This window comes from Fictibacillus tiangongensis, assembly GCF_048083785.1.
In the GTDB taxonomy this organism is placed as follows: Bacteria; Bacillota; Bacilli; order Bacillales; family Fictibacillaceae; genus Fictibacillus.
This window is the reverse complement of sequence record NZ_CP182294.1, coordinates 1,921,579-1,939,726: the sequence shown is the minus strand read 5'-3', so window position 1 is coordinate 1,939,726 and position 18,148 is coordinate 1,921,579. Positions and strand designations below refer to the sequence as shown.

The following is an 18,148-nucleotide window of genomic DNA, read 5'->3' as shown; positions in this document are numbered from 1 at the left end:
AACATTTCCAAAGTGCGCTTCGTCTGTAAGTAGTGCAAGGCTTACACCGACCCTTGCTCGCTATGAACATCCTTACAGAGTACTCTCTTTTTCATAAATGATCTGAGTTATAGTTTTTCATATTATATGAGGGCAAAAACAAAAAGTCAACTTATTCCTTATTATCAAAATCCAAGTAATCTCTCATGCGTTTAATGTATCTTTTTAACCGAAATAACGTTTCAGTTCGTAAATATTTTGAATTAAAAGCCGCCGTAACTGCTGGCACTGATACAAAAACCCCATGTTCTGTAACTCTGACTGGTATTACTCCTGTATAGATTGTTTCCCCACTCGTTTTATATAAAAGCTCTGTTGATACCAGTACAATTTTTTCTTCGTTTTGCTCTCCTGGCAGAACAGATTGAACTTCAAAAAGAAATTGAACACTCATAGTTTCTCCTTCACGTATATTAGTTATGTTTTATGATATAATGCATTGTCTCGAATTGACAGTTTAATACTAAAGGAAGTATGCAGATGATACAGACAAATTCGTTAAGAGATAAATACAAAAACTTCTTAATCCTGGTGATTCCAGTCTTGATCACTCAGTTAGGTTTATATGCCATGAACTTTTTAGATACCGTTATGAGCGGTAGATCTGGAGCTGATCAACTCGCAGGTGTAGCCATCGGATCGAGTTTATGGGTTCCTATCTTCACTGGACTAAATGGTATCCTAATGGCATTAACACCCATCGTATCGCAGTTAGTAGGGGCTAAAAACACAAAAAATGTACCACGATCAGTTATGCAAGCCGTCTATTTATCAGTCATAATATCCTTGATCGTTGTTGTACTAGGTTCAATGGTTTTAGATCCTATTCTAGGAGCGATGACTCTTGAGAAAGAAGTGGAGCACGTTGCTAGAGGCTATTTAATCGCACTCTCTTTCGGGATCATGCCGTTGTTTTTATATGGAGCACTTCGATCTTTTATAGATGCACTTGGTCAAACTAGAATTACAATGTTCATTACTCTTGTCGGACTACCGGTGAATGCGATCTTTAACTACCTATTTATTTTTGGTAAAGGTGGTTTTCCAGAATTAGGCGGAATAGGTGCAGGTGTTGCAACAGCTATAACGTATTGGGTAACCGCAGTTATTACCGTTATCATTGTCGTTAAAGTGAATCCATTCAGGGGATATAAACTGTTTAGAAACTTCTATAAACCTTCTTTGACCGCTTGGAAAGAACAGTTGAAGATCGGGGTCCCTATTGGTCTAGCCATCTTTTTTGAAGTAAGTATATTTGCGGCAGTTACCTTGTTAATGAGTGATTTTAACACGATAACCATTGCTGCTCACCAAGCCGCGCTCAACTTTGCATCTTTCCTGTATATGCTGCCGCTTAGCATCTCTTTTGCACTTACGATTGCAGTTGGTTTTGAAGTTGGTGCAAAACGCTTTAAAGATGCAGCACAATATAGCTATATCGGAATTGTAACGGCCGTTGGATTTGCCCTAATTCTTTCAGGTCTTTTAATGATTTTCGATGAACAAGTAGCAAGCATGTATTCCAACGAAGAAGAAGTTATTCAACTGACGACTTCATTTTTATGGTATGCGGTGTTCTTTCAACTTGCAGATGCTATAGGAGCTCCGATACAAGGTGCGCTAAGAGGCTATAAAGATGTAAATGTGACCTTTATGCTTTCATTTATCTCATATTGGGTGCTTGGTCTACCGGTAGGATATTATCTAGCTAATTTCTCAACTCTTGGAGCCTATGGTTATTGGATCGGATTAATATCAGGTCTAACAGCTGGAGCTATTATTCTATTTACGCGATTAAAATACATTCAGTCCCATTCTTATTCCTCTTATGAACAAAAATAAACCAGCTATAAGCTGGTTTATTTTTGTTCGAACAGAGTGAGATATTCTCCATATCCTTTTTCTTTTAGTTCGTTCTTAGGAATAAAACGAAGTGCTGCAGAATTGATGCAATATCTTAATCCTCCTCGATCTCGAGGACCATCAGTGAATACATGTCCTAAATGAGAATCAGCATCCTTACTTCTTACTTCCGTTCGGATCATACCGTGAGACAAGTCTTCTTTTTCTTCAACGGTTGATGAACGAACTGGCTTTGTAAAACTTGGCCATCCACAACTGCTATCAAATTTGTCTAAAGAACTAAAAAGAGGCTCTCCAGAAACGATATCTACATAGATACCTTCTCCTGTATGATTCCAAAATTCATTTTGAAAAGGAGGTTCAGTTCCATCGTTCTGTGTAACGTTATACTGCATTGGATTTAGTGTCTTAAGTATTTCTTCTTTTTGCTCATTGTCTACCCAATGTGATTTGATAAAGACATCTCGACCTGAGCCTTGACGATAACGCTTATAATGAAACGGATTCTTTTTGTGGTAATCTTGATGATATTCTTCAGCAGGGTAAAATGTATCAGCTGGTAAAATTAAAGTTGCGATTGGTTTGTCGAATCGGCCGCTCTCTTCAAGTTCCTTTTTTGATTTCTCAGCAATCGTTCTTTGTTCATCATCATGAAAGAAAATGGCAGTGCGGTAGGAATCTCCACGGTCGTAAAATTGACCGCCAGCATCAGTAGGATCAATTTGCTTCCAAAAAACAGAGACGATTTTCTCATAGGAAATGATGGATGGATCAAATGTAATTTGTACTGCCTCAAAATGGCCAGTTGTTTCACTGCAGACTTCTTTATATGTCGGGTTCTCTTTGTGACCACCTGTATAGCCCGATTCTACAGAAATGATGCCTGGCCACTCTTCAAATGGTGTGACCATACACCAAAAGCATCCTCCAGCAAAAGTAGCTTTAGCATAGTTACTCATAAAATCAATCTCCTTTTTCATCTGTTTGTTTCATCATATAAGAATGTCATACAAAAGCATAGAAATAGGCTCTTACCCTTTTTTTACAATGGGACCTGATGTGACTGGCGGCTTGATCGGTGCAGGGGGTGTTCGTTTATTTTGTTTTCGCGTATTTTGCAAGAAATAATACAGTCCCGCTAATACGATAGCACCTCCGCTCCATTGGGAAAGAGTTAGTGATTCTTCAAGAAATAGGTATGCTAACAATGTAGCACCTACAGGTTCACCTAATATTGCCATTGATATCGTAGCAGCTGTTACATATTTTAATAGCCAATTGAACAATACATGTCCAAACACAGTTGGTATGATGGCAAGCAATAAAAAGATCCCCCACTCCTTCTCAGGATAACCAGTCATGGGTATATCTAATGAAAGATTGTAGATTCCAAATACAATGACCGCTACAAAAAATACCGAAAAACTATAAAGCGTAGCAGGAAATGTCTTAAGAAGCTTTTGGCCGATCAACATATGGGCCGCAACTACAATCGTGCCTAAAATAGATAAAAGATCTCCTTGAATATGTTTTGCTGAGATGCCAATGTCTCCCCACCCAATCATTATTGCGCCGAGGATTGCAACCATCATCCCAATGATCGCAGCTTTAGACGTTTTTTCACGAAAGGCTATGTATGCTCCAATCATTACAAAAACAGGCTGCAGGGAAAGTAATATCGTTGAACTTGCTACGGTAGTTAACTTTAATGATCCCATCCAGAATAAAAAATGTAGCGCTAGGAAGGCTCCGGATAAAATTAGTAAAAAGGTTTCTCGCCAATTGATATGTTTCAAATATCGTGCTTGTTTCCAAACAAACGGCAACATCATGATTAAAGTAAATAATAATCGATACATCCCTTGAACAGAGACCGGAGCATCTGACCACTTAACAAAAATAGAAGAAAATGATATCGCGATGATCCCTATGATTAAAGGGAAAAAAACGGGTATCTTTAAAGAAGTGTTATTCAAGTTGTCACCTTTCACTTTCTAGGCATATTTATGATATTATCTATAACTAATACTTTTTTAAAAAGTTTCTTATACAGGAGGATATATATGAAAAAAAGATATATCATCTCCTTGTTTGTTTTGCTTTTTGTCATAAGTGCGGTCGGGTGGTGGTATTACTATCCGCAATATAAAATAAGTCAAATCAAGAAAGAATCTGTGATCGACCAGAACGCTTCTCCAGATTCTAAGCAGATCACTTATCTTGATTATCTAAAAAAATCTCCAAAGTCCACATTGAATCACCTTGTACTCGGCGATTCTGTTGCTGAAGGTAGAGGCTCTGAAGAAGGCGGTTTCGCAAGTAAAGTTAATGAGAATCTTCAGAACTTAACCGGTAAAACTTTCATTCTCGAAAATCAAGGTGTTTCCGGTTTTACGAGTCAAGGATTATTGAATCAATTGGAGATTCCAGCCGTTCAACAATCTGTTAAAAAAGCAGATATCATTTCGATCAATATCGGCGGTAATGACCTCGTACAAATAGCAAAACAACAAGGCCCTCTAAAAGCTATACAAAGTTATGATGATGTTAAAAATGAATATCAGAAGAATTTAAATGACATTTTTGAAAACATCAGAAAACATAACCCGAATGCAATAATCGTTTTGAATGAATTATACAACGTTGTGAATGCTGAACAAAAATATTACCCAGCTACTGAAAAGCTTTTAAATGATTGGAATTTAATCGCTTACGAAACAGCACTTACACACAAACCTGCCCTGGTTGTTCCTGTGAGTGATGCCCTTCAAACAGAAGATATGGATAAATGGCTTTTTGATTCCATCCATCCAAACGAAGAAGGGTACGATCGAATTGCAAATAAAACCGTTACAACCTTCCAAAATCAATCTTATAAAGAGGCACAATAAGGTACAGAAGAACTGCATAATTTGGGCAGTTCTTCTACTACCCCATTCCAATGTATGATCTCTGGCAGAAAATAAAATGTAGTAGCTTCTGTTAATTTTTCCAGCATACCTTCTGGGTCGTACAAGATTACGGTTTTCTTATTTCCCAAAGCAATGCCAAGCTCTGTATGACACCCTTTTCCACCAGGTAATACTACGATCGTTATATCCGCTGCCATTACGGCTTCATATTCTTTAATTCCTATTTCAGCTAAATCTTCTTTCGTCTCAGCCCTATCATTTAGCGTCCAATCATAAGTCAGCTGCCATTTAAAATTCTTTTGTAGGTCATTCCCTATCCTTTTTACAAGCTCTTTATTTTGAAATCCTGAAGCGACGTAAAATTTCATCCAAGCTCCCCCTTTTATTTCCTTATGTAAAAATCATATTACAATCAGATAGAAAAGAACATAACGACTTGCATATATTTGTGAAGATGTTAACATAGTACTTTATAAATAAGTAAAATCATTGAAAGAGGGGTTGCATGTTAAAATACAGAAATATTACGTTTATTGGTGCAGGTTCAATGGCAGAAGCAATGATTTCGGGGTTGATCAACAAAGCTGGAATTTCTCCTGATCGAATCATAGCCGCGAACCACACGAATGAAAACAGAAGATTAGAACTAACTAACAAATACAACATTACAACAACTTCAGTTCGAGAACTCTCATTAACAAACACAGACGTGATTATTCTTGCGGTAAAACCAAAACAAGCGGAAGAAGTACTTCAACAACTCAGACCCGCTCTTCAAGATCACCATGTCATTTTATCCGTTCTTGCCGGAATTTCCACATCGTATATAGAGGAGATCATCGAAAGATCATTGCCTATTGTTCGCGTGATGCCTAATACTTCAAGTATGATTGGTGAATCTATCACAGGTATTAGTGCCGGTAAGTATGTGAAAAATGAAGATTTGGATTTAGCTCAAGAATTATCGAAAGCAATCGGTAAAGTGAAAATTATTTCCGAAAAACAGATGGATGTTTTCACTGGAATAGCCGGTAGTGGGCCTGCTTATTTTTATTATCTGCTGGAACATATGGAAGATGTAGCTGTAGAAAACGGACTCGATCGCGAACTAGCTCGTGACATCGCTGCACAAACTCTTTACGGTGCCAGTAAGATGGTGATGGAATCTGATGACTCACCTGCTGAACTAAGAAAGAAAGTGACTTCACCAAACGGTACGACAGCTGCAGGTCTAGAAGCACTTGCGAAGAATGGCGGTGGTGTTGCCATTGAAAAAGCGGTAGAACATGCTGCAAAACGATCAAAATCACTCAGAAAAGAATTTGAAAAAGTTCCTGTTATGTAAATAAATTTCCGGAGAGGAGCTGTCATTATTGTGGCAGCTCCTCATTTTTTGTTTAGATGCTGATTCTGTATTTTAAAAGTACTATTAACTTACGGTACGTGAAATTTTAATATAAAATATCTTATCACTCAATTTCAGGGAAACCTAAATCGAACAAAGAAACGGCTATGACTTGATAGCCTTTTTTGTTCGGATGAATCGTATCAAAACATACGAGCTCACTCTCTCTACCCATAAAAACACTGTATAGATCTGCTACTTTCACATATGGCATCATTTCATAGCTTTTAATCAAATCGTTAAACATATTGACCCACTGCATGGCTTTACTCCATTTAAAGTACGGGTTATACAGCGTGCATATTCTGATGATGAACGGCTCCGTTGAATTTCTTTTTAATTTATAGATCTTCTTAAAAATTTTGTTGAGATTTTTTTTGCAATTTTCAAGCGCCAGGTAGATTAATTCTTCTTCTTTCGTAAACATATATTTAAAAGCCGCTTGAATAAGATCGTTCCCACCAGCTGTGATTAGTATGATCTTAGAATCCTTGATCGACCGTTTGATCTCTTTGTCTTTTAGGGAATTTAATATTTCTTCAGATGTTGTTCCTGTTACTGCAAAGTTTCTTACTAAGATGTGCTTATCAAAAGTGGTCTGTGTGAAATTTACGTATCGTCCAACATATCCTTTACCAAACACTGGTGCCCCTACTCCAACAGTTAAGGAATCACCTATCGCTGTTAACAACCATTCATATGAAGTATGATCATCGGACATAAATCCCTTATCCTCCTTTTCGAAGCACACATTTCTATTATTAAAATATGATGTGTTTTAAATTTGGACAGGGCGTTTTCATCAGTTCCACAAAAGGGTTATGTCCCTTTTTCGTTCGTTGAATATACATATATAGAAACTATTATGAGGTGATTTTTTTTGAAAGAGAAATCTGTAAGAATGTTCCCATATGGCGGTTACGACCCTTTTACTACACCTACTGCAAAGGGATATGCAAATAGCCAAACGGTACCCGGCAGACCGCCATACGCACCTGCAGCTCAAGCTCCAGCTATGCCACAGCAGCAATATTCACAAGGATTCCCTCAACAGCCTTTCATGCCGTATATGATGCCGATGATGCCACCTGGTGGGATGCCGCATCCAATGATGCAAGGTATGCCTTTTAATCAGCAGCAAACACAGGGCAGTCAAAGTTCAATGGGCATGATGCCGAACAATCAAGGATCTGGACTTAACTTCGGAAAAATGATGGGCGGAGCTAATCAGGTTATGGGCCTTGCACAGCAAATGGGCAACATCCTTTCCTTCTTTAAATAGAAGCCTTTATCAAAGGTTTCTATTTTTTTTTTAGCAACTTATAATATCGATTGAAAAGAAACACAGACTCAATTTTGTGAAGACCAGACCAATACGTCATCCATGTGGAAGGAGATGGTTTATTCAGTAACTTCATCTTCTCTAGCACAAACTCTTCATCTTCAAACCAATTTGAACTTAGATAAGGACCATTGAAGCTGTACTTCCATACATCTAGAAGAAATGGACTATATATTCTCGTGTTATTTTTCACTTTGAAAAAAGAGAGCTTTTCTTTAGGAAACTTATCAAGAGAAGTATTGAAAGCTGTAAAACTATCATTATCATAATCACATCGCGATCCAGTATGAGGAAAAGTATTTGCAAAGCTGTGTATCTTCTTTACAAACTGCGGCTGAAATAATGTGGCATATAAGTTTTGTCCCAATCGAATTCTTTCGTCCAGATTTTTAAAATGGTTCATGTTTCTTCCTAAAGAATGCTTCAACGGCCATGTTGGAAACAAAATTTGAGAAAGTCTCAGCCATTCTTGAAGTCGATATGTGAAAGAATTTAATAATTCTATATACTCTTCTGTTTGAACGAGTGCTTTTTCAATATGACTTTGTTCATTAATAATTTGTGCGACAGGTAATAAAAAGCTCTGATCTTGTCGTCGTATAAAAACCTCCCAAACTCCTTCAATAAAAGGAGAAATATTAAAATGAGAACTAAGATGAAACAGAGATATCCCTCTTTTTTTACTCTCTTCGTATAACAATAATTGAGGATAAGCATCCTCGAAGATCATACTGTTCCCTATTTCTAGCATATCGTACAATTTTATTAGAAAACTCTCTTCAAGAATATGTGGTAAGAACTCCCCTTTTAGATCACTCATAAAATAACCAGCGTTTCTAGAAACCATATGTGCTAAAAATGACCAGGTGATCTCAGGGTGTTTATTATAGAACGTTAAATACGCTGCGGTACGTGTAACATTATTCTTGTTAAAGCGTCTAGTATCTGCTCTGATTCTTTGAACGAGCTCTTTGCTATTGCTTTGAAGGTTTATCTTAACCTTTCCGTTTCTTCTTTTTATTCTCTTCCATTCATCTTGAAGCAACATCCTCTCTTCTTTACTTAGTTCCCAGATTACTTTTTCTCTTTGAAGAAAAGGAATCGCGTTTATGACCATTTCGAACGGGATGAGTGTTAATTTTGTCAATAACCGTTTTGAATTAGCCACGCTTAACACCCTCCTTTTCTTTCAATGTATGAAAAAAGGAAAGCGAAAAACACCCTTTCCATTGGAAAGGGTGTTTGTTCATTGACATTATTATTTTGTTGCGACGCCACCCGATAATAAAAACTTCATGGCATCTTCAGGTTTTACATCGAGAACCTTTACCTTGTCTTTTGGTACTAAAAAAGTAAAGCCTGCAATCTGAAACGTTTGAGGGATATATACAGCAACGTGATCCCTTAACTCGTCACTTAGACTACTTACATCTTCAGTGGTAACAAATCCTATACTTTTTAAATTCAGTTCAGGATACTCAATCAGGACAACCTTCGAGAAAGATCTTTTCTCTCCAAACAGAGAGTGGATCGTATCTTTAATTACAGAATAAATCGTCTTTACAAATGGAGTCTTCTCTAGAATCCGATCGATAAGACTAAATATTTTTCCTGATACATATTGAGTAGACAACCAGCCTAGGACCGTGATGAGAACGAGTGTTGTGATGAGACCGATGCCGGGTATATAATCTTCTTTTAGAACATCTTTTAATAAGTTACCAAGGATGCTGTCTAAGAACCCAAAAATCTTATAAATTATATAAACAGCCAACACGATCGGAAGAATGGTCAAGAGTCCATTTATAAAGTACTTGAGTATTTTTTTCATGTTCTCCCCTACGATTAAGACTAGTTAACGACTGAAGTATTCTTTATAATCTGTTTCTTAAAGTCATCTTGCAGTTTTAGAGTTACAGGACCAATGTCGTATATTTGACTCTCTGAGCCTACTAGTTTTATAACTGGTGTAACTTCCATCGTTGTACTTGTAATGAAAACTTCGTCTGCGTTTAAAAGGTCATCTACCGAAAACGCTTCCTCTAAAACTGAGATCCCATTTTGTTTTGCTAATTTAATCACGATTTGTCTAGTGATACCATTTAAAATTAGGTTCGTACTTGGATGTGTTTTCAATGTTCCATCTTTTACGATAAATACGTTAGACGAAGATCCTTCTGTTACTGTTCCATCTCTGTGCTGAATCGCTTCTTGACAGTCGAAATCTGCAGCTTTCCGTTTTGCCATCACATTGCCTAGAAGGTTTAAGCTCTTAATATCACATCGTAGCCAGCGGATATCTTCAGTTAGATACGTGCTGATACCGCTACCTTGAGATTCGGCAATGTTTTCAAGTGAAACAGATTTTGCAAAACCTGTTACAACGCTTTCCATATTTCTTTCATAAAGATGATTTCTAGGTGCTACTCCACGCGTCATCTGAATATAGATCATTCCATTTTCAATGTTGTTCTTACTGATCAGTTCATCTGTAAGCTTTTTAAACGTAGCAACATCATAGGGCATTGCTAGTTCTATTTTTTTAGCACTTTGTTCAAACCTCGCGAAATGCTCTTTGAACGCAAAAGGTTTTTTGTCATAAACAAAGACCACTTCATAGATTCCATCACCAAATAGGTAGCCTCTGTCCTCTGGATCAACTGGTATCGATCCGTCTTTAATAATTTGATCATGATACAAAACATATGAATTTTCCATGATTTTACCACCCCATCAATATAATATGTATACAGTTGAGCTTTCATCTACTTTAAATGAAAAAGTGAATGCCTTCAAGAGTCACTTTGTATGTATTCATAGTTGTTCTTGTATATTACAGGTTGCTCGATTTTTTTCTGGAGAACAACAAATAACAACAAATCAAACAAAAAACCGCTCTCTTATAAGCGGCTTCTTTCTTATTATTGCTTTACAGTTTTTACGACTTTATGATCTTCGACTGTCACGATATATAGTTCCTTGTCCATTTCGATCAGAAAGTCATTATCATATTGTTCTTTTAACTCTTCTTCAATTTTAAAAGGTTTCTTAAAATGCTCGTCGATAACATTTAATCGATCTTTTCTTTCGTTCTCGCGATTGATGGTATCATAAACAAAATATGCTAAAAATACGATACCTAATGAGATGATGATCTTTGCCGTTTTACTCAAAGTTATGTATCCCCTTCCCCTTTATTCCAAGAACAAGTATAACCTAAAAGCACAAAAACAAAAACACCTGGTTTCCCAGGTGCTCTTTACTTACTTCCACCATGTGTCGTGAATGGAAGCAGGATGATTTCTTTTGTGCATGGTTTGGATGTATCTCTTTTCAATTTTTTCTTTAGATTCCAAAGACACTTCTTTGCCCTCGAGATAATCATCAATTTCTTCGTAAGTAACGCCGAGTGCTGTTTCATCAGGGATCAAAGGCTTGTCATCTTCAAGGTCAGCTGTAGGAACTTTTAGATATAGACGTTCTTCTGCGCCTAGTTCTTTTAACAGCTCTCTTCCTTGTCTCTTATTCAAGCCATACAACGGAATGATATCACATGCGCCATCACCGTGTTTTGTAAAGAAGCCTGTTATCGCCTCTGCTGCATGATCTGTACCGATGACCAAACATTGATAGGCACCAGCAATGTCATATTGAACTTTCATTCTTTCACGAGCCTTCGTGTTTCCCTTAAGAAAATGAGAAAGTTCTTTTTCGGTCGCCTTCATAAATGCGCCTACAGAGGCGTCAACTGCTGGTTTGATATCTACTGTCAGGGATACATCTGGCTCGATAAATTTCAGTGCAAGCTGTGCATCTTCTTCATCTTTTTGAACACCATAAGGAAGTCTAACCGCTACAAACATATATTTTATCCCTGTTTCTTCACTCAGCTCATTCATGGCGATCTGGGCTAACTTTCCGGCAAGACTCGAGTCTTGTCCACCACTGATGCCGAGAACATACCCTTTTGCACCCGATTTTTTTACATAGTCCTTTAAAAATCGAATTCTCTTTGTAACCTCTTTTTTCGCATCAATCTTTGGTTCTGCTTTCAACTCTGAAATAATCTGTTTTTGAAGTTCCATTTCTATCGCCACCTTTATCACTATAGTATCTCATTCCACTGTCTATCCACTTTTAATCAAGTTTATAGTCTTTTTCTAATGAAAATAAACATTCCAACGAACGTTTTGCCCATGGGCTATCGTCCTCTTCTAACTTCTTTATGTATTGATCTAAGGCTTGTTTTAGAGATTCCTTGTAAGGGGGAAGTTCACCGTCATAGTTCTTTACAGTATGCACGGGCACCCATGTTTTCTCTTTGTAACTCAGCGCTCTTCTTTCCTGGAAAAATGGGACTTCCACTTGTTTAGGATTATGAAGATCACCTTGCCTAGGGTGTGTTTTTACTGCAAGCACTTCAAACAAAACCATCTGGTTTCGTTCTTCGCCTGCTTTTCCAATATACTGCCCTGTTTTATAGCTCGCGATAACAAGATCCTTGTCGTTCATCCTTTTTTCGTCTCCTTCATCGCCTGGATTTCATTGGACACTACAAAGGCAAGGTCATCGTTACCAAACATCGATAAAACTTGAAGCACAGTATCATGAGGAATGTGCTCTGCTTCGTCGATCGAAACAGTTTGCTCTAGCATATGCATCACATACTCATTCTTACTTTGGTCTGGATAAGCTTTCAGATAGACGGCTTTAGGATCGAGCTTATTATTTACACACCATTGACTATAGATGATGATCATCATACCTTCATCTTTTTGATAATTACTTATCACTTGTTCAGAAATATCGTTAGCTTTATTATTCAACTCAATCACCTCTTTAATCACTTTTTTATGTAGGTTCTTCATCCGTTTTGTTTTCCATATTCGATTTCAAACGTTTCTACTATATACCGTTTACTTTAAAACAGGAAAATAAAAAAAGCCAGTATAAACACTGGCTTTTTTAGCTTAGACCGTCTGCTGTTCTTTTTGTTCCGTCTCATAACGGTTACGTGGATGATCTAAACATTCTTTCGAACAAGAACGCTTATGTTTCACTTCACACTCCGGACAGCAAACATGTTGTTTGTTACATTCTGGGTTTGCGCAGTTCACATATCGATCTTCTGTTTTTCCGCAATAATAACATGTAGCGATCACTACATCTTCCTCTGTACGGTTAACGGGAACTGAGATACGTTCATCAAACACATAAAGTTTACCATCCCACAGCTTCCCTTGCACTTCATCGTCTTTACCATACGTTACGATTCCGCCCTCAAGCTGAGATACATCTTGAAATCCTTCTTGAAGTAGAAAGCCTGAGAACTTTTCACAGCGTATACCGCCTGTACAGTATGTTAAAACTTTTTTATCTTTAAACTGGCTGATATTTTCGCGTACCCATTTCGGAAAGTCTCTAGATGCTTTTACATCTGGTCGGATAGCACCGCGAAAATGGCCGATCTCATATTCATAGTCGTTACGTCCATCGATTACGATAACATCTTCATCTTGTAACGCTTCGTAAAATTCTTTCGGAGATAAACGTTTACCTGACAATTGGTTCGGATCTACATCATCTTCAAAACGCCAAGTTACGAGCTCTTTTTTATGACGAACAAACATCTTTTTAAATGCATGTTCTTCTACCTCATCTATTTTAAAAACAATATCTTCAAATCGCGGATCTGCTTTTAAATGATCCATGTAGATTTGAGTCTGTTCATACGTTCCTGACACGGTTCCATTGATTCCCTCAGGAGCAACGATTATTCTGCCTAGAAGACCTAAATCTTTACAAAACTTTAGATGCTCGTCTTTGTAGCTCTCTGGATCATCGATTGGAACATACTTGTAATACAAGAGTACTCTCATTTTTTCTGACACAATTAATCACCAACCTGCAACGTTAGTTTATTTTTGTGACGCCAAATAAAAAACCACCGGTCCCAATAGCCTTCCCCGTGGTGAGTACCGGTCTAACCGATATTCGAGATATTCAATTGGAAGTGGCGCGCCCACCAGGATTCGAACCCAGAATACGAGAGCCGAAATCTCGTGTGATATCCATTTCACTATAGGCGCTAATTACGTCACGATTAATATCATAAGCTTTTTTAGAGAATAATACAAGTGTTATTTACATGAATTCCACAAGCGATCCTTAATTTACCAAATGGAGTGAATCCAGCTTTTCTTCAACACTCTCATAGATCGTGATGACTGGTTCTTCTGGATGCCATTTGAATACACCTTTTTCTCCATTTAGTATAGCTGGAAAATGGAGTGTCGATGAGAAGGCATCTTCAAACCAAACACCGTGAGACAAGATATTTGAAATAAACATCTCAGCTTCAAGTTCCATAAATTGAATTCTTTTTTCCCAGGCAGCTTTTTCTTCAGCATTCAACTGAGGCTCGACCTGCTGAAAAGATTCATACCACAAATCAAACTCTCTTTGGAGATTATGTAGAGAATCAAATTCTTTTGAGAGGACCGGAAGCAATTGGTTGGCTTCTTCTAATGTATAGCGTTTCATTACATCGTTCTCCTTCATCTTCTTGTACGTATTATATCAAATGATAAATGCTTTGCACACAAAAATGACAAGAAGAAAACCTTTTGGGTTCCCCAAAAGGTTAAACGGTAAGACATATTTCTTTCTTTGGATTCTTTAAGTCTAAATAAAAATCTCGAACTGTTTCATCCTCAAGAAGTTCTGGAAAATCTCTTCTATATTCTGAACTGATTAAGATTTGCTCCACTAGATCAACTGAGCCTCTTCTTAATAAGAGTCTTAACGTCAACCATCTATCACGTTTAGATTTCAGATGAAACTTCGTTATAAACAACATGATTCTATCATCACTTGAGAACGTTTTTTCCTTTTCTTTTCGTAAATTAATTTGAGATACCGTTTTCATAGAGAACACCCTCCCTTTAATTTGCGAGCTCTTAATACCATTATTATTCAGTTTTTTCTGAAATATACTTGTCCATTCTAGAAATCTATTTTTTTGTGGACGGGTATTAATAGAAAAGCCAGCATTTGCCTCATCAATCTTAATTTGATTAAATATGTTTATAAGCAATTAACTAGGAGCTGTGTTTAATGAAAAAACATCAAAATGAAATCGTACTCGGCAATTTCCATTCTATTCTGACTGAATCTGAAACATGGCGGATCGGAGGTTTCCCTCTTCCAGATGGATCCTTCCATGAGTTTAGAGAGCCTGAAGCAGTTGTGATCGTTCGTAATGACGAGCTGTATGTTAGAGTTAATCCTTTCACTAAATCCCACCCTTCTGTTCAGTTCTTAGATAATGCAAAACACATGTATTATTCAAATGAACCGATCAAGGTACCACAAGACGGAACAATTTCTTTTCAATGGAGAATGCGTTCACGTCCGATCGGAACGAATGCGAATGATCTGTATGATGGATTTGTTTCAGTAAACTTATTAGACTTCACTACTGGAGCAGCACTTGATTTCTTTGCAGGTAACGATAAGTATGCAAGTGTCTATGCGGTACTCCCATTTCCAGGTGTCTCAGTACCTGAAACAGATAAAACAAGATATTTTTGTATCTTTAAAGAGGAGCAAGAATTCAATCAAAGAGAATGGAACGAATTCGAGATCACCTATAACCAATCAGCTGATGAAGTGACTTTTTCAGTGAACGGAAACATCGTTCGAACAGAAAAAGATGTGCCCATCAAGTTTAATGAGTTTACAGTAGCGTTAGGACTTATGACAGAGAAAGACTTATCACCTGAAGGAAGCACCTCGCTTCATGGTCAGGGTATAATCGGTGAATGGTCTCCAATGAAAGTATTCTTAAATGAATAGTACAGGAATCGGCTTAAAACCTTAAAGGTCTGCATGATGCGGGCCTTTTTTTACTTATTCTATGAATACTTCGAAAATTCCTTTTTTTGTGACAGTTTTATATAATAAGTATTGAGTAAATAAGAGAGGAAGCGGCAAAATGTCACAAAATATTGTGTTGGATTTAAACGAGATCACATTAGAAAAAATACAGCATCATTTTGAGAACGGTGATCTGACATCACTAGAACTCGTAATGTTTTATCTAGATCGGATCTCTAGATATGATAAGCAAGGACCTATGATCAACTCTGTGTTAGAAATAAACCCCCATGCCTTATTCATTGCAAGAAACATGGATGTTGAAAGACAGAACGGAAAAAATCGAGGACCTTTACACGGTGTTCCCATCATACTTAAAGATAATATCGACACTGCCGATCAGATGCACACGAGTGCTGGATCTTTGGCTTTAGAAAACCATTATGCCAAAAGTGATGCTTTTCTCGTTAAAAAGTTGAGAGATGCAGGTGCAGTCATCATCGGAAAAGCAAATATGACGGAATGGGCGAACTTCATGGCATATGAAATGCCAAACGGTTTTAGTTCTAGAGGAGGTCAGGTGTTGAATCCATACGGACCTGGAGTATTAGATGTGAGTGGATCTAGTTCAGGTTCTGCCGCAGCTGTAGCAAGTAATTTTGCTGCTCTTAGCATAGGAACTGAGACTTCAGGTTCTATTCTTTGTCCCGCTGGAAACAATAATATCGTCGGAATCAAACCTACTGTTGGCTTAGTCTCTCGATCTGGCATCATTCCCATTTCAGTTAGTCAAGACACCGCAGGTCCTATGGCTCGAAACGTCAAAGATGCTGCGATCCTCCTTGAAGCTATACAGGGAAAAGATCCGCTAGATCCTGCAACATTATCCACTCCAAATCATTCAAGCTATATAGAAGGTTTAGAACAAGCCTCACTAAAGGGGAAACGATTTGGTGTAGCGTATGAGTTTTGCACAAAGCATTTAAATCCAACGCAGAGGTCCGTTTTCGATGAAGCTTTAAAGCTCATAGAGGATGAAGGTGGAGAGATCATTTATTTAGAACAGATCTCACCTTTTGAGAAGATTGAATCTGATTATAAGGTTCTCTTACACGAATTCAAATCTGGTCTCAACCATTATTTACGTACTGTTTCATCAAATACCAAGATCTCCTCATTACAGGATGTTATCGACTTTAATGAACAGAATAAAGAAAAGTGTTTAAAGCACAATCAAGAGCTGTTGCTAGAAAGTAATATGACTGACGGAAATTTAACGAGTCCACAATATCTTAATGCGAGATCGAATGATCTTGAGATGACACAGAAAAAAGGAATAGATCTTGCTATTGAAAAACATAACTTGTCTGCTCTAATCAGTCCAAACGATGTCTGGTACGGTATTCCTGCAAAAGCAGGATATCCTTCCATTTCAGTTCCTTCTGGGTTTGATGATGACGGGATGCCACTAAGTGTTATTTTTACTGGAGAAGCATACTCCGAAAAAAAATTAATTCATATTGCTTATGTCTTTGAACAGATTTCTAACAAGAGAGTTCCTGCAGAATTTTAAGAGACACTCATGATAGAACGCCTAAAAAAATCAAGGATGAGCCTCCATGTAGAGGCTCATCCTTCTATTTGTAGTTCCTTGTATGTTCATTTAATGAAATACATTCTATTATCCTATTACTCGTCTTAAGGCAGAGATTGCATGATCGATATCTTCTTCACTAACATCATAATGCGTTGTTAATCGGATCTGACCTTCACCGAACGATACGGCAAGAACTCCCTCTTGCTTTAGTCTTTCTAAAAACTCTTCATTCCTTTGATTTGTGTTTTCAATATTCATGATTACAATATTTGTATCGGGGCTATTGACTACTTCTAAACCATCCATATCTTCGATGGCATCTGCTAACCTTCGTGCTTTATGATGATCTTCAGCTAATCGGTCGACCATTTTTGTTAATGAGATGATACCACTAGCCGCTAAGAATCCTGCTTGTCTCATTCCTCCACCCAGACGTTTTCTCCACTTACGAGCTTTTCGGATAAATTCCCGGTCGCCTGCAAGAATAGAACCCACAGGTGAGCCTAAGCCTTTTGATAAACAAAATTGTACCGAATCACAATATTGGGTAAAGTCCTTCACATTCTTGTTCGTCGCTACAGCTGCATTAAAAAGCCTCGCACCATCGATATGTACAGGGATTCCTGCCTCATTTGCCACTTCGTAAATCTTTTTCATGTTGTTTAATGAAACGACTGATCCTCCTGAACGGTTATGTGTATTTTCAAGACAGATTAACGTCGTATCCGGAAAATGAATATCTTCAGTACGAATCGCTTGTTTGACTAAAAGAGGATCCATCTCTCCTCGTACGCCCTCAATGACTCTTGGCTGAACACCCGCTAATGCAGAGATAGCAGCTCCTTCATAAAAGAAGATATGAGACTCTGATTCAACGATGATCTCATCACCAGGTGAACATTGAGCCAGCACCGCCAACTGATTTCCTTGTGTTCCACTCGTTACAAACAGAGCTGCCTCTTTACCTGTTATCTCAGCAGCTAACTTTTCAAGTTTGTTTATTGATGGATCTTCTCCATATACATCATCACCAACAGTTGCTGTGTAAATAGCGTCTCTCATTTCTTTTGTAGGTTGTGTTAGCGTATCACTTCTAAGATCGATCATGTTCC

22 protein-coding genes, 1 tRNA gene and 1 other annotated feature (1 of these 24 cut by a window edge) are annotated in these 18,148 nt (G+C 37.6%); of the genes, 6 read left to right on the top strand and 17 right to left on the bottom strand.

Features of this window, described 5'->3' with window-relative positions:
- Positions 1-104 (bottom strand) — a binding site (T-box leader); it reaches 98 nt to the left of the window's first position.
- Between the two features lie 47 nt (positions 105-151).
- Positions 152-433, bottom strand: coding sequence for a hypothetical protein (locus tag ACNJYY_RS10490; protein ID WP_416731646.1), 282 nt, complete (start codon positions 431-433; stop codon positions 152-154).
- An 86-nt stretch (positions 434-519) separates the two neighbouring features.
- On the opposite strand from ACNJYY_RS10490, the gene ACNJYY_RS10485 reads away from it, so the two are divergent.
- On the top strand, positions 520-1,881 hold the full coding sequence (locus ACNJYY_RS10485) for an MATE family efflux transporter (RefSeq protein ID WP_416731645.1): 1,362 nt from the start codon (positions 520-522) through the stop codon (positions 1,879-1,881).
- A gap of 17 nt (positions 1,882-1,898) precedes the next feature.
- Here the strand turns inward: ACNJYY_RS10485 and msrA are convergent, their stop codons facing one another.
- Entirely contained in the window at positions 1,899-2,861 is a 963-nt protein-coding gene (msrA, locus tag ACNJYY_RS10480) for a peptide-methionine (S)-S-oxide reductase MsrA (RefSeq protein ID WP_416731644.1), read from the bottom strand.
- Between the two features lie 72 nt (positions 2,862-2,933).
- Complete coding sequence (locus ACNJYY_RS10475) at positions 2,934-3,878, bottom strand: DMT family transporter (RefSeq protein WP_416731643.1); 945 nt, start codon at positions 3,876-3,878, stop codon at positions 2,934-2,936.
- An 87-nt stretch (positions 3,879-3,965) separates the two neighbouring features.
- Between ACNJYY_RS10475 and ACNJYY_RS10470 the strand changes: the two genes are divergently transcribed.
- A complete protein-coding gene (locus ACNJYY_RS10470; RefSeq protein ID WP_416731642.1) occupies positions 3,966-4,793 on the top strand; it encodes a GDSL-type esterase/lipase family protein in 828 nt (275 codons plus the stop codon).
- Here ACNJYY_RS10470 and ACNJYY_RS10465 read toward each other — a convergent pair.
- On the bottom strand, positions 4,775-5,182 hold the full coding sequence (locus ACNJYY_RS10465) for a group-specific protein (protein WP_416731641.1): 408 nt from the start codon (positions 5,180-5,182) through the stop codon (positions 4,775-4,777). The genes ACNJYY_RS10470 and ACNJYY_RS10465 overlap by 19 nt on opposite strands.
- 137 nt (positions 5,183-5,319) lie before the next feature.
- On the opposite strand from ACNJYY_RS10465, the gene proC reads away from it, so the two are divergent.
- Positions 5,320-6,159 (top strand): pyrroline-5-carboxylate reductase, encoded by an 840-nt coding sequence (gene proC / locus ACNJYY_RS10460; RefSeq protein WP_416731640.1) that lies wholly within the window; start codon positions 5,320-5,322, stop codon positions 6,157-6,159.
- A gap of 124 nt (positions 6,160-6,283) precedes the next feature.
- Here the strand turns inward: proC and ACNJYY_RS10455 are convergent, their stop codons facing one another.
- On the bottom strand, positions 6,284-6,940 hold the full coding sequence (locus tag ACNJYY_RS10455) for a GDSL-type esterase/lipase family protein (RefSeq protein WP_416731639.1): 657 nt from the start codon (positions 6,938-6,940) through the stop codon (positions 6,284-6,286).
- 159 nt (positions 6,941-7,099) lie between these two features.
- On the opposite strand from ACNJYY_RS10455, the gene ACNJYY_RS10450 reads away from it, so the two are divergent.
- A complete protein-coding gene (locus ACNJYY_RS10450; protein WP_416731638.1) occupies positions 7,100-7,501 on the top strand; it encodes a hypothetical protein in 402 nt (133 codons plus the stop codon).
- Positions 7,502-7,520: 19 nt separating this feature from the next.
- Here ACNJYY_RS10450 and ACNJYY_RS10445 read toward each other — a convergent pair whose 3' ends face one another.
- The 11 genes from ACNJYY_RS10445 to ACNJYY_RS10395 form a co-directional block, all read right to left on the bottom strand.
- The gene (locus tag ACNJYY_RS10445; protein WP_416731637.1) at positions 7,521-8,729 is read right to left on the bottom strand and encodes a DUF2515 family protein; all 1,209 of its coding nucleotides are present in this window, start codon (positions 8,727-8,729) and stop codon (positions 7,521-7,523) included.
- A 90-nt stretch (positions 8,730-8,819) separates the two neighbouring features.
- Positions 8,820-9,392: a DUF502 domain-containing protein gene (locus ACNJYY_RS10440; protein WP_416731636.1), complete on the bottom strand. Its 573-nt coding sequence runs from the start codon at positions 9,390-9,392 to the stop codon at positions 8,820-8,822.
- Positions 9,393-9,412: 20 nt separating this feature from the next.
- The gene (gene dat, locus ACNJYY_RS10435) at positions 9,413-10,279 is read right to left on the bottom strand and encodes a D-amino-acid transaminase (protein ID WP_416731635.1); all 867 of its coding nucleotides are present in this window, start codon (positions 10,277-10,279) and stop codon (positions 9,413-9,415) included.
- Between the two features lie 203 nt (positions 10,280-10,482).
- Positions 10,483-10,734 (bottom strand): hypothetical protein, encoded by a 252-nt coding sequence (locus ACNJYY_RS10430; RefSeq protein WP_137789510.1) that lies wholly within the window; start codon positions 10,732-10,734, stop codon positions 10,483-10,485.
- Positions 10,735-10,824: 90 nt separating this feature from the next.
- On the bottom strand, positions 10,825-11,646 hold the full coding sequence (nadE, locus tag ACNJYY_RS10425) for an ammonia-dependent NAD(+) synthetase (RefSeq protein ID WP_416731634.1): 822 nt from the start codon (positions 11,644-11,646) through the stop codon (positions 10,825-10,827).
- A gap of 52 nt (positions 11,647-11,698) precedes the next feature.
- Positions 11,699-12,073: a kinase-associated lipoprotein B gene (locus tag ACNJYY_RS10420; protein WP_416731633.1), complete on the bottom strand. Its 375-nt coding sequence runs from the start codon at positions 12,071-12,073 to the stop codon at positions 11,699-11,701.
- Positions 12,070-12,387 carry a hypothetical protein gene (locus tag ACNJYY_RS10415; protein ID WP_416731632.1) on the bottom strand — a complete coding sequence of 106 codons (318 nt, stop codon included), beginning with the start codon at positions 12,385-12,387 and terminating at the stop codon, positions 12,070-12,072. The genes ACNJYY_RS10420 and ACNJYY_RS10415 overlap by 4 nt, the downstream gene beginning before the upstream one ends.
- Positions 12,388-12,531: 144 nt before the next feature.
- Complete coding sequence (locus ACNJYY_RS10410) at positions 12,532-13,440, bottom strand: rhodanese-related sulfurtransferase (protein WP_144703503.1); 909 nt, start codon at positions 13,438-13,440, stop codon at positions 12,532-12,534.
- Positions 13,441-13,575: 135 nt separating this feature from the next.
- Positions 13,576-13,650: transfer RNA gene (locus ACNJYY_RS10405), tRNA-Arg, on the bottom strand.
- Positions 13,651-13,729: 79 nt separating this feature from the next.
- Complete coding sequence (locus ACNJYY_RS10400) at positions 13,730-14,104, bottom strand: DUF2203 domain-containing protein (protein ID WP_186320521.1); 375 nt, start codon at positions 14,102-14,104, stop codon at positions 13,730-13,732.
- Positions 14,105-14,204: 100 nt separating this feature from the next.
- Positions 14,205-14,489, bottom strand: coding sequence for a hypothetical protein (locus ACNJYY_RS10395; protein ID WP_416731631.1), 285 nt, complete (start codon positions 14,487-14,489; stop codon positions 14,205-14,207).
- A gap of 188 nt (positions 14,490-14,677) precedes the next feature.
- On the opposite strand from ACNJYY_RS10395, the gene ACNJYY_RS10390 reads away from it, so the two are divergent.
- Positions 14,678-15,418: a DUF6081 family protein gene (locus ACNJYY_RS10390; RefSeq protein WP_416731630.1), complete on the top strand. Its 741-nt coding sequence runs from the start codon at positions 14,678-14,680 to the stop codon at positions 15,416-15,418.
- Between the two features lie 139 nt (positions 15,419-15,557).
- Positions 15,558-17,012, top strand: a complete 1,455-nt coding sequence (locus ACNJYY_RS10385) for an amidase family protein (protein WP_416731629.1) — start codon at positions 15,558-15,560, stop codon at positions 17,010-17,012.
- Between the two features lie 108 nt (positions 17,013-17,120).
- On the opposite strand, the gene ltaE is transcribed toward ACNJYY_RS10385, so the two are convergent.
- Positions 17,121-18,143 carry a low-specificity L-threonine aldolase gene (gene ltaE / locus ACNJYY_RS10380; protein WP_416731628.1) on the bottom strand — a complete coding sequence of 341 codons (1,023 nt, stop codon included), beginning with the start codon at positions 18,141-18,143 and terminating at the stop codon, positions 17,121-17,123.
- Between the last annotated feature and the right edge of the window lie 5 nt (positions 18,144-18,148).

Coding starts and splice junctions, on each gene's coding strand:
- ACNJYY_RS10490 (WP_416731646.1), bottom strand. CDS start 433: ATGAGTGTTCAATTTCTTTTTGAAGTTCAATCTGTTCTGCCAGGAGAG.
- ACNJYY_RS10485 (WP_416731645.1), top strand. CDS start 520: ATGATACAGACAAATTCGTTAAGAGATAAATACAAAAACTTCTTAATC.
- msrA (WP_416731644.1), bottom strand. CDS start 2,861: ATGAGTAACTATGCTAAAGCTACTTTTGCTGGAGGATGCTTTTGGTGT.
- ACNJYY_RS10470 (WP_416731642.1), top strand. CDS start 3,966: ATGAAAAAAAGATATATCATCTCCTTGTTTGTTTTGCTTTTTGTCATA.
- ACNJYY_RS10465 (WP_416731641.1), bottom strand. CDS start 5,182: ATGAAATTTTACGTCGCTTCAGGATTTCAAAATAAAGAGCTTGTAAAA.
- proC (WP_416731640.1), top strand. CDS start 5,320: ATGTTAAAATACAGAAATATTACGTTTATTGGTGCAGGTTCAATGGCA.
- ACNJYY_RS10455 (WP_416731639.1), bottom strand. CDS start 6,940: ATGTCCGATGATCATACTTCATATGAATGGTTGTTAACAGCGATAGGT.
- ACNJYY_RS10440 (WP_416731636.1), bottom strand. CDS start 9,392: ATGAAAAAAATACTCAAGTACTTTATAAATGGACTCTTGACCATTCTT.
- dat (WP_416731635.1), bottom strand. CDS start 10,279: ATGGAAAATTCATATGTTTTGTATCATGATCAAATTATTAAAGACGGA.
- nadE (WP_416731634.1), bottom strand. CDS start 11,646: ATGGAACTTCAAAAACAGATTATTTCAGAGTTGAAAGCAGAACCAAAG.
- ACNJYY_RS10420 (WP_416731633.1), bottom strand. CDS start 12,073: ATGAACGACAAGGATCTTGTTATCGCGAGCTATAAAACAGGGCAGTAT.
- ACNJYY_RS10410 (WP_144703503.1), bottom strand. CDS start 13,440: ATGAGAGTACTCTTGTATTACAAGTATGTTCCAATCGATGATCCAGAG.
- ACNJYY_RS10400 (WP_186320521.1), bottom strand. CDS start 14,104: ATGAAACGCTATACATTAGAAGAAGCCAACCAATTGCTTCCGGTCCTC.
- ACNJYY_RS10395 (WP_416731631.1), bottom strand. CDS start 14,489: ATGAAAACGGTATCTCAAATTAATTTACGAAAAGAAAAGGAAAAAACG.
- ACNJYY_RS10390 (WP_416731630.1), top strand. CDS start 14,678: ATGAAAAAACATCAAAATGAAATCGTACTCGGCAATTTCCATTCTATT.
- ACNJYY_RS10385 (WP_416731629.1), top strand. CDS start 15,558: ATGTCACAAAATATTGTGTTGGATTTAAACGAGATCACATTAGAAAAA.
- ltaE (WP_416731628.1), bottom strand. CDS start 18,143: ATGATCGATCTTAGAAGTGATACGCTAACACAACCTACAAAAGAAATG.